Origin of the sequence: Paraburkholderia sp. 31.1 (assembly GCF_014397645.1) — a bacterium.
GTDB lineage: Bacteria > Pseudomonadota > Gammaproteobacteria > Burkholderiales > Burkholderiaceae > Paraburkholderia > Paraburkholderia tuberum.
Map to the genome: position 1 here is coordinate 66280 of NZ_VZQN01000028.1, position 14181 is coordinate 80460.

Sequence of the window (14181 nt, forward strand, 5' to 3'; positions counted from 1 at the left end):
TGCGACCCATGCCAGACTCGCGGGGACCGCGCGGCCGTTGCAGCCGCGCGGGCATCGCAATTACACGGCGAGCCGTTCGCAGATCGCCTTGGTCGACGCGGCCGCGTTCAGCGTATAGAAGTGCAGGCCCGGCACCTTCGCATCGACGAGCCGTTGACACAGAGCCGTCACCACGTCGAGCCCGAACGCGCGGATCGACTCGCGGTCGTCGCCGAAGCTCTCTAGCCGGCGCGCGATCCAGCGCGGCACTTCGGCGCCGCACATTTCGGAGAAGCGCATCAGCTGCGAGAAGTTCGTGATCGGCATGATGCCGGGCACGATCGGCACGTCGACGCCGAGCTGGCGCGCATCGTCGACGAAACGGAAGTACGCGTCCGCGTTGAAGAAGTACTGCGTGATCGCCGAATTCGCGCCGGCTTTCACCTTGCGCGCGAAGTTTTCGAGATCGTGACGCGGCGAGCGCGACTGCGGATGGTATTCCGGATAGCCCGCCACCTCGATCCAGAACCAGTCGCCGAACTCGGCACGGATGAAGCTGACGAGCTCCGACGCATAGCGCAGCTCGCCGACCGCGCCCATGCCCGAGGGCAGATCGCCGCGCAGCGCGACGATATGGCGGATGCCGTACGCGCGGTACTCGTTGAGGATCGCGCGCAGGCTGTCCTTCGACGAGCCGATGCACGACAGATGCGGCGCCGCCTCGAGCCCTTCCTTGGCCATGTCGACGACGGTATCGAGCGTGCCTTGCTGGGTCGAGCCGCCGGCGCCGAACGTGACGGACACGAACTTCGGTTTGAGCGACACGAGTTCCGCGCGCGTCGCGCGCAGTTTGTCGATGCCTTCCTGCGTTTTCGGCGGGAAGAATTCGAATGAGAGTTCGATCGGATTCATAGTCAAAAAGGTCAACCGAGACTGCGGTTGCCGAAAATGAGCGCGGACAGTAGCCACGACACGATGCTGTACAGGATCGAGCCGAAGAACGCCGACCAGAAGCCCGACACCTCGAAGCCCTTCAGCAGCGACGCGCACAGCCAGAAGCACAGGGCATTGACGACCAGAATGAAGAGTCCGAGCGTGAGGATCGTGACGGGCAGCGTCAGCAGGATCAGCAGCGGCCGCAGCAGCGTATTGATGAGGCCGAGCACGATCGCGACGATCAGCGCGGTACCAAAACTGCGGATATGGATCGACGGAACGATGTAGGTGATGATCAGCAGCGCGAGCGCGTTGATGAGCCAGGTCAGCAGCACGGTCATGTAGAACTCCTTGTAAGCACCTGTGCGGAGAAGATGTCCAGCAAACGAAAAGCCGCGCTGGCGAACAAAGCGGCGCATTGCGCGCCGCCCCGGGATCGGACCGTCAAGCTTTTACCGCCGCCCGCGTGGCCGGGCGCGCGAACGCGCGCATCGAGCCGCGGACGGCCGCGTGCTTAATAGCGGTAGTGGTTCGGCTTGAACGGACCGTTCCTGTCGACGCCGATGTAGCCGGCCTGCGCGTCGGACAGCACGGTCAGGTTCGCGCCGATGCGCGCCAGATGCAGACGCGCGACCTTCTCGTCGAGATGCTTCGGCAGCACGTACACCTTGTTTTCGTACTTCGCGCCCTGCGTGAACAGTTCGATCTGCGCGAGCGTCTGGTTCGTGAACGAGTTCGACATCACGAACGACGGGTGGCCCGTCGCGCAGCCGAGGTTCACGAGGCGGCCTTCGGCCAGCAGGATCACGCGCTTGCCGTCCGGGAAAATGATGTGGTCGACTTGCGGCTTGATGTTTTCCCACTGGTACTGACGGGTCGACGCGACGTCGATTTCCGAGTCGAAGTGGCCGATGTTGCAGACGATCGCGTTATGACGCATCGCCTTCATGTGATCGTGGTTGATCACGTGGTAGTTGCCGGTCGCGGTCACGAAGATGTCGGCCTTGTCGGCCGCGTATTCCATCGTCACGACGCGGTAGCCTTCCATCGCCGCTTGCAGCGCGCAGATCGGATCGATTTCGGTGACCCACACGGTCGCGCCCAGACCGCGCAGCGATTGCGCGCAGCCTTTGCCCACGTCGCCGTAACCGGCCACGACCGCGATCTTGCCCGCGATCATCACGTCGGTCGCGCGCTTGATGCCGTCGACGAGCGACTCGCGGCAGCCATACAGGTTGTCGAACTTCGACTTCGTGACCGAGTCGTTGACATTGATGGCCGGGAACGGCAGGCGGCCTTCCTTTTCCATCTGGTACAGACGGTGCACGCCGGTGGTGGTTTCTTCGGTGACGCCCTTGATTGCCGCGAGGCGCTTCGAGTACCACGTCGGGTCGATCTCGAGGTGCGCGGCGATCGACTTGTACAGCGCGACTTCTTCTTCGTTGGTCGGCCTGGCGATCACCGAGCGGTCTTTTTCGGCCTTCGAACCGAGGATCAGCAGCAGCGTCGCGTCGCCGCCGTCGTCGAGGATCATGTTGGCGAACTCGCCGTTCGGCCATTCGAAAATGCGGTGCGAGAACTCCCAGTATTCATCGAGCGATTCGCCCTTGAACGCGAACACCGGCGTGCCGGCCTGCGCGATCGCGGCGGCGGCATGGTCCTGAGTCGAGAAGATGTTGCACGAGGCCCAGCGTACGTCCGCGCCGAGCGCGGTCAGCGTCTCGATCAGCACGCCGGTCTGGATCGTCATGTGCAGCGAACCGGCGACGCGCGCGCCCTTCAGCGGCTGCTGCGCCTTGTACTCATCACGGGTCTGCATGAGGCCGGGCATTTCGGTCTCGGCGATCGTGAGTTCCTTGCGGCCCCAAGCGGCGAGCGACATGTCGGCGACAACGTAATCCAGCTTCTGGGAATCGATGACTGCGGCGTTCATCACGCCCTCCTTTCTAAGAAATTGACTAGAAATGTGACGTGAGCGCGGTTTGAGGCAGCGTTCGGATTCGCGCGATGCGCATTCCATGCTGCCAATTGAAGCCTTCGAGCCTGGCGGGCGGCCGGCGAATGCGGATTCGCGGTACCCGTCGCAACGCTCCTCGAAGACGAACGGCGATTGTAGCAAATCGAGATGACTTCGGCGCGCGCCGGATGGTGCGGCAGCGCGCTGGTTCAGATCGGCAGCAGCCCCAGCATCGGCGCGAGCAGCACCATGGCGACACCGGCGATCATCATCGTCAGGCTGGACACTACGCCCTCCTCGCTGCCGAGCTCGCGTGCCTTCGCGGTGCCGACGCCGTGCGCGGCCGCACCGAACAGCGCGCCGCGCGCGAGCCGCGTGCGCAGCGGCACGAACGCGAGCACGATTTCGCCGAACAGCATGCCGCAGACGCCGGTCGCGATCACGAACAGCGCGGTCAGGTCCTTCGGCGCGTGAATCCTGTCGGACACGGCGAGCGCGAATGGCGTCGACACCGAACGCGTCATCAGGCTGCGCTGCAAGTCCGGCGACAGGTGCAGCAGCTTCGCGAGCATCAGCGAGCCGCCGACGCCGACCAGAATGCCCACCGTCACGCCGACGGACAGCGAGATCCAGTGGCGCTTCAACAGTGCGCGGTACTCGTAGATCGGCAGGGCAAACGCGACCGTCGCGGGGCCGAGCAGCCACATCAGCCAGCGCGTGTCCTCGAAGTAAAGCGAATACGGAATGTGCGCGAGTACGACGATCGCGACGAGCGCGGCCGGCACCGTCAGCATCGGCGTGAGCCACGGCGAGCGCACGCGCGCATACAGCGCCTTCGACGCGAAGTACAGCGCGATCGTCAGCACGAGGCAGCCGGCCGCGATCAGGCGCGAGGCGTCGTCGGCCAACAGCGAAGCGAACGGGAGCGGGTTCATCGGCGCTCGCGCGACAGACTGCCTGCCTTACGCGCAACCCGCACGCGGCGCAGCGCGAAACGCCGTTCGACGCGCGCGGCCTGATCGACAGCGAACGCCACCGCGACCATCACCATCAGGGTGCCGGCGATCACCACCAGCGCGAGGCGCCAGCCGTCCGCGCGGAACAGGCCGCCGTATTGCACGGCGGCGACCGCCGCCGGAATGAAGAACAGCAGCATGTCGGACAGCAGCCAGTCCGCGCCGGCCTTGACCCAGCGCGGCGCGATACCGCCACAGAACAGCAGCGCGAGCAGCACGACGAGGCCGACCACGCCGCCCGGCACCGACAGATGCAGCCGCCGCACGATGAAATCGGCGCCAATCCAGAGCGCCGCGATCGCGGCGCTTTGCACGGCGATGCGTGCGACACGGCCGAAGCCACCCGCGTCTCCACTTGAGCCGCCACCGGCGGGACGGGCGGAACGGGTGAAAACTGGCGCGGACATGACATCCCCTGGCTGGCGTCGGAAGGCACTTAGTATGGGGCCGGCCGCCCCATAAATAAAATGACTTACAATCATCGAAACCATTCCAAACTGGAATTCTGGAGACCCCGCTCATGGAACTCCGCGCGCTGCGCTATTTCGTCGAAGTGGTCCGTCAGCAAAGCTTCACCGTCGCCGCTGAGCAGATGTTCGTCACGCAGCCGACCATCAGCAAGATGGTCAAGTCGCTGGAAGACGAAATCGGCTCGCCGCTGCTGCTGCGCGACGGCCGCCAGATGGTTCTCACCGACGTGGGCCGGATCGTCTATCAGCGCGGCCAGGACGTGCTCGCCGCGCACGCGCAACTGCAGGCCGAGCTGAACGATCTCGACACGCTCGGGCGCGGTGAACTGGCAATCGGCATTCCGCCGATGGGCGGTGCGCTCTTCACCCCCGCAATCGCCGCGTTCCGCCAGCGCTATCCGAAGATCGAGCTGAAGCTGTTCGAGCAGGGCTCGCGCGCGATCGAAGCCGCGCTGATCAACGGTGAACTGGAACTGGGCGGTGTGCTGCAGCCGGTCGACCCCGACAACATCGACGTGCTGCCGATGTCGCGCGAGCTGTTGTGGCTCGTCGCGCGCGCCGGCTCGCGCTGGGATGCGTTGAACGAGGTGCCGCTCGCGCAACTCGCCGATGAGCCGTTCGTGTTTTACGGCGAAAGCCTCGCGCTGAACGACGTCGTGTTGAACGCGTGCCGCGCGGCGGGGTTTGCGCCCGCGATCGTCGGGCGCAGCGCGCATTGGGACTTCATGGCGGCGCTGGTGCTGGCCGGCGTCGGCATCGCACTGCTGCCCGCGCCCTATTGCCGGCGGCTCGATCCCGCGCAGTTCACCTGCCGCCCGGTCGTCGAACCGGAGATCCCTTGGGAGATGGCGATCGGCTGGCGCCGCAACGGCTATCTGTCGCACGCGGCGCGCGCGTGGCTCGACGTCGCGCGCGAAACGCTGCCGACACACGCCAGCGACGATTTCATACTCGGACCGGGGATCGGCTTTAACGGAATCACAGCGCCGCAGGGAGCTCTGCCACCCTCAGGCGAGTGACGGGCGGCGTCCGGCCGCCGGCCGCGTTTCGCCGCTCGCGTTTGCCGACCTCCTTGCAAACGGCGATCAAACCGCCTGCGCCGGCGTGTCACCTGGGTTCGGGGGCGTCACCGTCGCCGACCTCCCCGCTCCCTCTCGCCGGCTCGTCGCGATCAACTCCGCCGCCCGTTCGCCGATCATCACCGTCGGCGAATTGGTGTTGCCGCCGATCAGGGTCGGCATGACCGACGCATCGACGATCCTCAACCCCGTCACGCCGCGCACGCGCAATTGCGGATCGACGACCGAGCGCGCGTCGCCGCCCATCCGGCAGGTCGCGACCGGGTGATAGATCGTGTCCGCGCGCTCGGCGATCGTCTGGCGCAGTTGCGCATCCGATTGCCCCGGCCGCGTGTACAACTCCTCGCCGCCGTGCAGCGCGAGCGACGGCGCGCCGAGAATGCGCCGCGCCATCTTCGCGCCCTCGACGAGCAGATCGAGATCGCGCGCATCGCTCAGAAAGCGCGGATCGATCAGCGGCTCGACACGCGCATCGGCGCTTGCGAGCGTCACGGTGCCGCGGCTATGCGGACGCAGCACGCATACATGCAGCGAATAGCCGTGGCCCCAGTGCATATGGCGGTTGTGATCGTCGACGATCGCCGCGCAGAAATGCAGTTGCAGATCGGGCCGCGCGAGCGTCGGCCGGCTCTTCAGAAAACCGCCCGCCTCGGCGACGTTGCTCGACAGCATGCCGCGCCCGTGGCGCATGAAGGTCACGAATTGCGGCAGCATCCGCGCGATGCCGCGCACCGAGAAACCGGTGGGCTCGATCGACCTCACGCGTTTGTTGATCGTGAAATCGATGTGATCGATCAGGTTCTGGCCGACCTCGGGCGCATCGTGAAGCACGTCGATGCCGAGCGAGCGCAGATGCGCGGCCGGCCCGATGCCCGAGCACATCAACAGTTGCGGCGAGTTGAACGCCCCAGCGGCGAGCACGACCTCGGCGCGCGCCGCGAGCGTTTCGGTGCGGCCGCCGCGCACGATTTCGACGCCGCTCGCGCGCTTGCCGTCGAACACGACGCGCAGCACGGTCGCGTCGGCCATCGTGTGCAGATTCGCGCGCGGCCGGTCGTAGATGTACGCGCGCGCGACGCTGCAACGGCGCCCGTCACGTTGCGTGACCTGATAGAAGCCGATGCCTTCCTGGTCCGCGCCGTTGAAGTCGTCGTTCGCTTTGTAGCCCGCTTCGAGCGCGGCCTGCACGAAGCGCCTGGAAAACGGATTCCTGAAGCGCAGATCGGACACGGTCAGCGGACCGGCCTCGCCATGCCACGCATCGGCGCCGCGCTCGTTGTCTTCGGCGCGGCGAAAATACGGCAGCACCTCGGCCCACGACCAGCCGTCGCAGCCGAGCCGCGCCCACTCGTCGTAATCGAGCGGATGGCCGCGCGTGTAGATCATCGCGTTGATCGCGCTCGATCCGCCGAAACCGCGTCCGCGCGGCTGATAGCTCTCGCGACCGGCGAGCCCCGGCTGCGGCGTGGTCAGGTAGCCGTAGTTGGTCTTCAGTCTGTTCGGCACCACGGCCGCGACGCCGACCGGCATGTTCACCAACAGATTGCGCCCGGTATGCGGACCGGCCTCGATCAGCGCGATGGTCGCGTCGGGACAGCTATCCGCGAGACGGCTCGCGAGCGTGCAGCCGCCCGAGCCCGCACCGACGATGATGTAGTCGTATTGCATGCGCTCCTCCTGATGGGCCGCGTTGCTCGCGGACCCTGTCTCGTGCACACTTGTCTACGTGTGTTTTCTGCGCATTGTAGGGAGCGTATTGGGGCTGCGGCGGCTCCCTGACAGAACGATTCCTCTAAACGCCGGCGGCAACGCGCCCCTATGATGAAAGGCGCGTACGGCCCGCACGCGGCTTCCAAACATGGCGCGACGCGCGCCCTCCTTCCGGCATGCGGCATCACGCGCGGCGCTCGAACAGATGCGACAAAGCGCATCGCGGATGCCGTCGGCGAAGCGGCGCACAATAGCGAAAGCACGGAGACAGCAGATGGAACGGCACGGCTTCGGCCAGACTCACGAGGTGACGAATCAGGCACCGCCGCTCGCGGACTACAACCTGTTCGCGAGCGACGCCGCTTTGAGCGCGGCCGTCGATCGCGACGGCGCGAGCTGGCATCGCGAGGCGCTGCTGCGACACGGCGCGACGCTGACGACGCCCGACACGCTCGCGCTCGCGGAGCTCGCCAACCGCCATACGCCGGAGCTGGTCACGCATAGTCCGCGCGGCGAGCGCATCGACGCGCTCGAGTTCCATCCCGCGTGGCATGAACTGCTCGCGCTGCTGCGTCGCGAAGGGCTACACGCGCTGCCGTTCGCCGAGCCGCGAAGCGGCGCGATGGCCGCGCGCTGCGCCGGCTACTTCATGCATGCGCAGATCGAATCCGGCTCGCTGTGCCCACTGACGATGACATTCGCGAGCATTCCGGTGTTGCAGCGCGAATCCACGTTGTTCGATACGCTGCGCGACCAGTTGTACACACGCGAGCACGATCCGCGCGACGTGCCGCTCACGCAAAAGCGCTCGGCGATGATCGGCATGGGCATGACCGAGAAACAGGGCGGCTCCGACGTGCGCAGCAACCGGACGCGCGCCCATGCGTTCGACGGTGCCGGCGGACGCGGCGGCGCCTACCGGCTTGTCGGTCATAAATGGTTCTTCTCGGCGCCGCAGTGCGACGCGCATCTGGTGCTCGCGCGCACCGACACGCACGAGGGGCTGTCGTGCTTTTTCGTGCCGCGCTTCGCGCCGGACGGCAGCAAGAACGCGGTGCAGATCCAGCGTCTGAAGGACAAGCTCGGCAATCGCTCCAACGCAAGCAGTGAAGTCGAATTTCTCGACGCGTACGGTGTGATGATCGGCGACGAAGGACGCGGCGTGCCGACCATCATCGAAATGGCGAGCTACACGCGGCTCGACTGCGTGATCGGCAGCGCCGCGCTGATGCGTGCCGCGCTCGTGCAGGCGGTCCATCATGCGCGGCATCGCAGCGCGTTCGGCCGGCACCTTGCCGAGCAGCCGCTGATGCGCAACGTGCTCGCCGATCTCGCGCTCGAATCCGAAGCGGCTACGGTGCTGTTCATGCGTCTCGCGCGCGCGTTCGAGGAATCCGCCGACGCGTCGTCGGCTTCATCGGCCGAACGCGCCTGGCGGCGCATCGTTACGCCTGCCGCGAAGTACTGGGTCTGCAAGCGCGCGCTCGAATTCACCGGCGAGGCGATGGAAGTCTGGGGCGGCAACGGCTACGTCGAAACCGGGCCGATGGCGCGCTTCTATCGCGAGGCGCCGGTCAACTCGATCTGGGAAGGCTCGGGCAACGTGATGTGCCTCGACGTGCTGCGCGCGATGGAGCGCGAGCCGCAGGCCGCGCAAGCGCTGTTCGCCGCCTGGCAGGACGTCGCGCGCGCGCATCCGGCGTTGGGCGCGGCGCTCGCGCGTCTCGCCGCGACGCTGAACGGACCGGCCGAACCGCGCGAGGCGTCGGCACGACGTATCGCGCAGCAGATCGTGCTGATCGCGCAGGCGACGCTGCTCGCGCAGCACGCGCCCGCCGGGGTCGCCGACGCGTTCATCGCGACGCGTCTCGCCGACGGCTGCGGCGAAAGCGGCCGCGTGTACGGCACGCTGCCGGCCACGTTCGATCACGCGGCGATCGTCGAGCGCGCCTTTCCCGCGTAAACGCGGCGGGCGCGCAAACCCCGAGCGCACCGCTCGCAACTCCGACTCAACCTCAAACCAAGATAAGCGCGCTCGATGCGCACGGTCATCCATCTGGGAGTGGACTCACATGAAGAACGATGTGCCGGAGGTCGCCGCGCTCGAAGCACTGTTGCGCGATCAACGTCATGCGTATCTGCGCGCGCCCTATCCGTCGTGGGACACGCGCGCGACGCATCTGCGTGCGCTGCGCAAGCTGATGCTCGACAATCGCGACGCGCTCGCCGACGCGATGCACGCGGACTTCGGCAATCGCGCGAAGGAAGAAGTGCTGCTCGCCGAATTCCTGCTCGTGAAGGAAGAGATCGACGCCGCGCTGCGTCACGGCAAGCGCTGGATGAAAGCGCAGCGCCGCCGCACCAACAAGTGGCTGCTGCCGGCGCGCGCGAAGGTGGTGCCGCAGCCGCTCGGCGTGGTCGGCATCATCGTGCCGTGGAATTATCCGGTGCTGCTCGCGGTCGGCCCGTTGATCAGCGCGCTGACGGCGGGCAATCGCGCGATCATCAAGATGTCCGAGCTGACGCCGCGCACCTCGGCGCTATTCGAGCTGCTGATCGGTCAGACGTTCGCGCGCACTCACGTCGCGGTCGTCAACGGCGATGCGGCGCTCGCGGCCGCGTTCAGCGCGCTGCCGTTCGATCATCTGCTGTTCACCGGCTCGACGAAGGTCGGTCACGAAGTGATGCGCGCGGCGGCCGAGCATCTGACGCCGGTCACACTCGAACTCGGCGGCAAGTCGCCGGCGCTGATCGGCGCGCATGCGCGTTTCGACAACGCGGTCGACAATCTGATCGCCGGCAAGACGCTGAACGCGGGGCAGACCTGTGTGGCGCCCGATTACGTGCTGGTGCCGCGCGGCAGGGAGGAGGCGTTCATCGAACGGGCGCGCGTGCGGATGGCGAGGATGTATCCGGACTTCGCGCAGAACCCGGATTACACGTCGATCATTTCTTCGCGGCACTTCGAGCGGCTCGAACGTCTCGCCGACGAAGCGCGGGCTGCGGGCGCGCAATTGCATGCGCTGACCAACGCGACGCCCGATGCCGGGAGCCGGCGCTTTCCGCTGATCGCCGTGACTGGCGCGCCGGACGAATGCGCGCTGATGCAGGAGGAGATTTTCGGGCCGCTGTTGCCGCTCGTGCCGTACGACACGCTCGACGACGCGATCGCATGGATCAATGCGCGGCCGCGGCCGCTGGCGCTTTATCTCTATGCCGACGATGCGCGGACGGTTGAGCGTGTCACGCATGAAACGATCGCCGGCGGCATGGCCGTTAACGAGACGCTGATGCATCTGGCATGTGAGAGTTTGCCGTTCGGCGGGGTCGGGGCGAGTGGGATGGGGGCGTACCACGGGTACGAGGGGTTCGTTACTTTTTCCAAGATGAAGCCCGTGCTCGTGCAGGCGCGCTTGAATGCGCGCGGGTTGATTTCGCCGCCATACGGGAGACGCGTGAACGCGGTGTTGAAGTTGATGATGAGGTTTTGATTTTGCCCCTGGGCGGGGTGAGGCCTTTTTTTGTCTTTGTTCTTTGCGGTGTTGGCCTTTCCTTGCTTTCTTGTCGGTCTATTAGCGTTGCCCCTGTGCGGGGCGGCACCTACTTTCTTTGCTGCTGCAAAGAAAGTAGGCAAAGAAGACAGCTAAAACCGCCAACTCTTAAGCGGGTCCCTCGGTCTGCATAAGGTAGTGGTGCATCTGGAATCCGTGCCCTCGCACATTCCGCGCTAGTGACAAGGCTGTCATTCTTCCGGCGGCGCTGCGCGCGCCGAAACCCCGTTCAAAACCCACTGGTGGTTTCGGCGCATCGCCGAGGCGCAGCCGACGGCCCCCGCTGCGCGGGCCAAACCATTGGTTTCCCTGGCAGACCCGTCCGCGACGCACGTAGTGCGGAGTGGGAGGGATGATGGCTTTGTCACGAACGGGGAATGTGCGGGGGCCCGGATTCCAGATGCACCACTACCCCTTCCAAGCCAGGGGACCCGCTTATGAGCTTGCGGTTTGAGCTGTCTTCTTTGCCTACTTTCTTTGCAGCAGCAAAGAAAGTAGGTGCCGCCCCGCACAGGGGCAACGCTAATAGACCGATAACAAAGCAAGGAAAGGCCAACACCACCAGAACAACGACAAAAAAGCGCCCCGCCCTGCCAAAGGGCAAACACACACCTTCAGTGATCCGCAGTACTAGCACCGCCAGGCACATCAGTAGCAACAACATCAACCACATCCGGCGCGCCAGCGCCATTGCCCGTCTCAGCATCAGCCCCACTCTCGAGCCGATGCAACCAGGCCAGCAACTCGGCGACAGCCTGATAAAGCTGCGGTGGAATCCGCGCATCCAGATCGACCTGCATCAGCAGCGACACCATCTCGGGCGCCTCATGCACATACAGCCCTGCCTCCTTCGCGCGCTGCACGATCATCTCAGCGAGCAGCCCATACCCCTTGGCGACCAGACGCGGGGCGGGCTCGCCGCCATGAGCGTCATAAACAAGCGCAGCCGCGCTGCGACGTTGGGTGCGGCTCATCAGATATCCCAATCGAGGTCGTCGCGCGATGCGGCGCCCGACGCCGACGCCGTCGACGTGGCCACAGCCGCCGACGCCGACCGTGCATACGCGCCCGCGGCCTGCGCACCCGCCGCCGAGGTGCCCGCCGCGGTAGTACCAGGCACACCGCCGCCGATCTCACGAATCGTCAATCCCTGCAGCTCGAGCCCCGTCGCCGCGAGCCGCTGACGGAAACCGTCCCCCTGCATCGCGAGCCGCGCGGCGCCCCGCGGGCTCGCCTGCACGCGCGCGGTCAGCCGCGTGCCGGTCAGCGTCAGTTCGGCATCGACGGTGCCGAGCGTCGGCAGCGATAGCGTCAGGCGCGTGCGCCACGGCTGGTCGTCCTCGCTCGCGAGGCCGCCGCCGCTGCGGTCCCATTCGTCGCCATCCTGCTCGATCGTCCAGTCCAGACGCGCGCCGGGCCACGCCTCGCCGGTCCAGCGGAACTGCCCGGTCGCAAGCAGATCGAGCTGCTGGCGCACGAGCGGCACCGTCGCCGGATGCACCGCCGCCGCCATCGCCTGCGCGCTCTGCGACGAGCCGGCATCGGCCGCCTGGGACACCGCGCTGTGCAGCCCCGCGTGTGTGGACTGGCCATTCAGGTCGGACACCGAGCTGGCCAGCAGCTCGCCCGCGACGAGTCGCGCGGCCTGCGCGGTCAGGATCGACGGCATCGCGTGCATGGCAGGGTTGTTCTCGGCAACGTTCGGCGTGCCGCGTGGCGTTGCCTCGGGGGCTCCGTTCGCCGCAGCGGACCGCGCGCTCGCGTCGCCAGCGTCGGCGCTCCAGTCGGGAGGCAATTGAGAATCTGCGACGAGCTGGTTCTGCGCCTCGTTCGCCAGTTGGGCCGGCGAACGCTGGCCGACCAGCCACGCCGCGAGATGCGCCTCGTAGAACAGGCCGCTGTCGGCGACCGTCTGTTGCAGCGCGGCCGCGAGCGCCGCGACCGGCACTTCGGTCGCCGCCACGCTCGCGGTGGCGGTCGCGGTTGCGCTGGCGGCAGCGTTGGGATTGGTATTGGTGCTGGCAGCAGCGGCGGAATCGCCGGCAGCGAAATTGACTGTCGCGGCGCCCGCCGCATCGGTCAGCGGCAAGCTTTCGATGGCGACGTCGAGCGCCGGCGCGGCCGCCCAGATCGGCGCGCGGCCGAGCACCGCCGGTGTGGCCTCGCCGCCTGAGTGCGCAATCGCATTCAGCGTCAGCGCGACGGCCGACAGCGCGGTTTGCGCGGACGGCTGGGGCGCGGGCGTCACGTTCGCAGGCGCCGCGGGAACCGCGGTATCGACGCCGGCCGCGCCGGTCTGCGAGGTGGTCGCGGTTCCCGGCGCGATGCTGAGCAGGCTGTCGATCCGGCTCGACAGCACCGAAGCGAGGGCCGAATCGATTCCGTTCATGCCGGTTCCTTGGTCGCATCGGCGGCAACGCGCGCGATGCTCTGATTGCTCCGATCCTTCAGACGCGTGCGGCGTAGCGCCAGCTCACGCGCGCGCCCGCTCGCGCTCAGCGCGCCCCGTACAACTCCTTCAGCACGCGCGTCGACCGGCCGGCGAACAGCGCCGACAGATGCGCCATGCGCGGATTCGCGAGGTCGCGGATCGCGGCGTCGTCGGCGAGGATCTGGCGGATCAGCGCGTACTTGCGCAGGCGTTCGGCCTCGTCGAGCTTGACGCCCACGTCGGCTTCGCGCAGCGCTTCGACCAGCTGCCGATACTCTTCCTGCAAGTGCACCAGGTCGTTCCACAGTGCACGACGGGCCGCCATCAGCATGCGGCAGGACAGCGCCGCGATCGCCTCGTAGCGGGCAAAATATTCTGCGTTCGATGTCATCTCAGGCTTTCCGCGGCTGGCTGTGCTGCCATCCGCGCGATCTCCGGGGCTATCCCGATCCATGCCTCTTCGAGCGTCGCGAGCAGACGGTCCACCTCCACGAGCATCGCCTCGCTCTGATTGATATTGGCTTGCAACAGTCGACGCGCCATATAGTCGTACAAGGCATTGAGCCGTTCGGCGATTTCGCCGCCCACCTCGAGGTTGAGCGACTGCTGCAGCCCGCTTTCGATGATCCGGATCGCCTTGCTGATCGCCATGCCACGCTCGGCCACGTTGCCCTGCTGCAAATGCATGCGGCTTTGCGCGATCGCCTGGCGTGCGCCCTGGTACAGCAACACGATCAGACGATGCGGACTTGCGCCCATCACGGATGTCTCGATACCGACACGCGCATACGCGTTGGCTCCAGCGTGCCCTTGGGAAAACATCGGCGCTCCTCCTCTGATACTGGCTGCGGTTAAGTCGTGGCGTGGCCGCGCGGCGCGTCGACGCGCCGGTCGCTGACCTGTAATTGGGTTATCGGATGCGCGACGACAAAGCTTTAGTCCGGTGTAAGGAGGATCGAAAGCGCCGCTGGGCGGGCCCGGGAAACACGGCACGAAGCCGCCGGCGCAAGCGCCGGCAGCGGCGTGCCGGATCGTCGGACGGGACTCGTGTG

General features: G+C 66.5%; 13 protein-coding genes and 1 riboswitch. Of the genes, 3 read left to right on the top strand and 10 right to left on the bottom strand.

Features of this window, described 5'->3' with window-relative positions; all coding sequences use genetic code 11:
• Positions 1 to 60: 60 nt before the first annotated feature.
• From metF to F6X37_RS21910, 5 genes are all read right to left on the bottom strand, one after another.
• Positions 61 to 891, bottom strand: a complete 831-nt coding sequence (gene metF / locus F6X37_RS21890; RefSeq protein ID WP_176078847.1) for a methylenetetrahydrofolate reductase [NAD(P)H] — start codon at positions 889 to 891, stop codon at positions 61 to 63.
• 11 nt (positions 892 to 902) lie between these two features.
• Positions 903 to 1256 (bottom strand): phage holin family protein, encoded by a 354-nt coding sequence (locus F6X37_RS21895; protein WP_090805530.1) that lies wholly within the window; start codon positions 1254 to 1256, stop codon positions 903 to 905.
• A gap of 173 nt (positions 1257 to 1429) precedes the next feature.
• Positions 1430 to 2848 carry an adenosylhomocysteinase gene (gene ahcY / locus F6X37_RS21900; RefSeq protein WP_184051865.1) on the bottom strand — a complete coding sequence of 473 codons (1419 nt, stop codon included), beginning with the start codon at positions 2846 to 2848 and terminating at the stop codon, positions 1430 to 1432.
• A gap of 33 nt (positions 2849 to 2881) precedes the next feature.
• Positions 2882 to 3016: riboswitch (S-adenosyl-L-homocysteine riboswitch) on the bottom strand.
• 65 nt (positions 3017 to 3081) lie between these two features.
• Positions 3082 to 3807, bottom strand: coding sequence for an LrgB family protein (locus F6X37_RS21905; protein WP_187612727.1), 726 nt, complete (start codon positions 3805 to 3807; stop codon positions 3082 to 3084).
• Entirely contained in the window at positions 3804 to 4295 is a 492-nt protein-coding gene (locus tag F6X37_RS21910; RefSeq protein WP_187612728.1) for a CidA/LrgA family protein, read from the bottom strand. The genes F6X37_RS21905 and F6X37_RS21910 overlap by 4 nt, the downstream gene beginning before the upstream one ends.
• 113 nt (positions 4296 to 4408) lie before the next feature.
• On the opposite strand from F6X37_RS21910, the gene F6X37_RS21915 reads away from it, so the two are divergent.
• A complete protein-coding gene (locus F6X37_RS21915) occupies positions 4409 to 5377 on the top strand; it encodes a LysR family transcriptional regulator (RefSeq protein ID WP_090802554.1) in 969 nt (322 codons plus the stop codon).
• A 66-nt stretch (positions 5378 to 5443) separates the two neighbouring features.
• On the opposite strand, the gene F6X37_RS21920 is transcribed toward F6X37_RS21915, so the two are convergent.
• Entirely contained in the window at positions 5444 to 7105 is a 1662-nt protein-coding gene (locus F6X37_RS21920; protein WP_187612729.1) for a GMC family oxidoreductase, read from the bottom strand.
• Between the two features lie 316 nt (positions 7106 to 7421).
• Here F6X37_RS21920 and F6X37_RS21925 point away from each other — a divergent pair, with 316 nt between their 5' ends.
• Together F6X37_RS21925 and F6X37_RS21930 are read left to right on the top strand one after the other, a co-directional pair.
• Complete coding sequence (locus F6X37_RS21925) at positions 7422 to 9110, top strand: isovaleryl-CoA dehydrogenase (RefSeq protein WP_187612730.1); 1689 nt, start codon at positions 7422 to 7424, stop codon at positions 9108 to 9110.
• A 109-nt stretch (positions 9111 to 9219) separates the two neighbouring features.
• Positions 9220 to 10638 (top strand): coniferyl aldehyde dehydrogenase, encoded by a 1419-nt coding sequence (locus F6X37_RS21930; protein WP_187612731.1) that lies wholly within the window; start codon positions 9220 to 9222, stop codon positions 10636 to 10638.
• Between the two features lie 674 nt (positions 10639 to 11312).
• Here F6X37_RS21930 and F6X37_RS21935 read toward each other — a convergent pair.
• The 4 genes from F6X37_RS21935 to fliS form a co-directional block, all read right to left on the bottom strand.
• Entirely contained in the window at positions 11313 to 11672 is a 360-nt protein-coding gene (locus F6X37_RS21935) for an EscU/YscU/HrcU family type III secretion system export apparatus switch protein (protein ID WP_184065870.1), read from the bottom strand.
• Positions 11672 to 13087 carry a flagellar hook-length control protein FliK gene (locus tag F6X37_RS21940; RefSeq protein WP_187612732.1) on the bottom strand — a complete coding sequence of 472 codons (1416 nt, stop codon included), beginning with the start codon at positions 13085 to 13087 and terminating at the stop codon, positions 11672 to 11674. The genes F6X37_RS21935 and F6X37_RS21940 overlap by 1 nt, the downstream gene beginning before the upstream one ends.
• A gap of 106 nt (positions 13088 to 13193) precedes the next feature.
• Complete coding sequence (locus F6X37_RS21945; RefSeq protein WP_090802544.1) at positions 13194 to 13520, bottom strand: flagellar protein FliT; 327 nt, start codon at positions 13518 to 13520, stop codon at positions 13194 to 13196.
• Positions 13517 to 13951: a flagellar export chaperone FliS gene (fliS, locus tag F6X37_RS21950; RefSeq protein ID WP_090802543.1), complete on the bottom strand. Its 435-nt coding sequence runs from the start codon at positions 13949 to 13951 to the stop codon at positions 13517 to 13519. The genes F6X37_RS21945 and fliS overlap by 4 nt, the downstream gene beginning before the upstream one ends.
• Positions 13952 to 14181 lie beyond the last annotated feature (230 nt).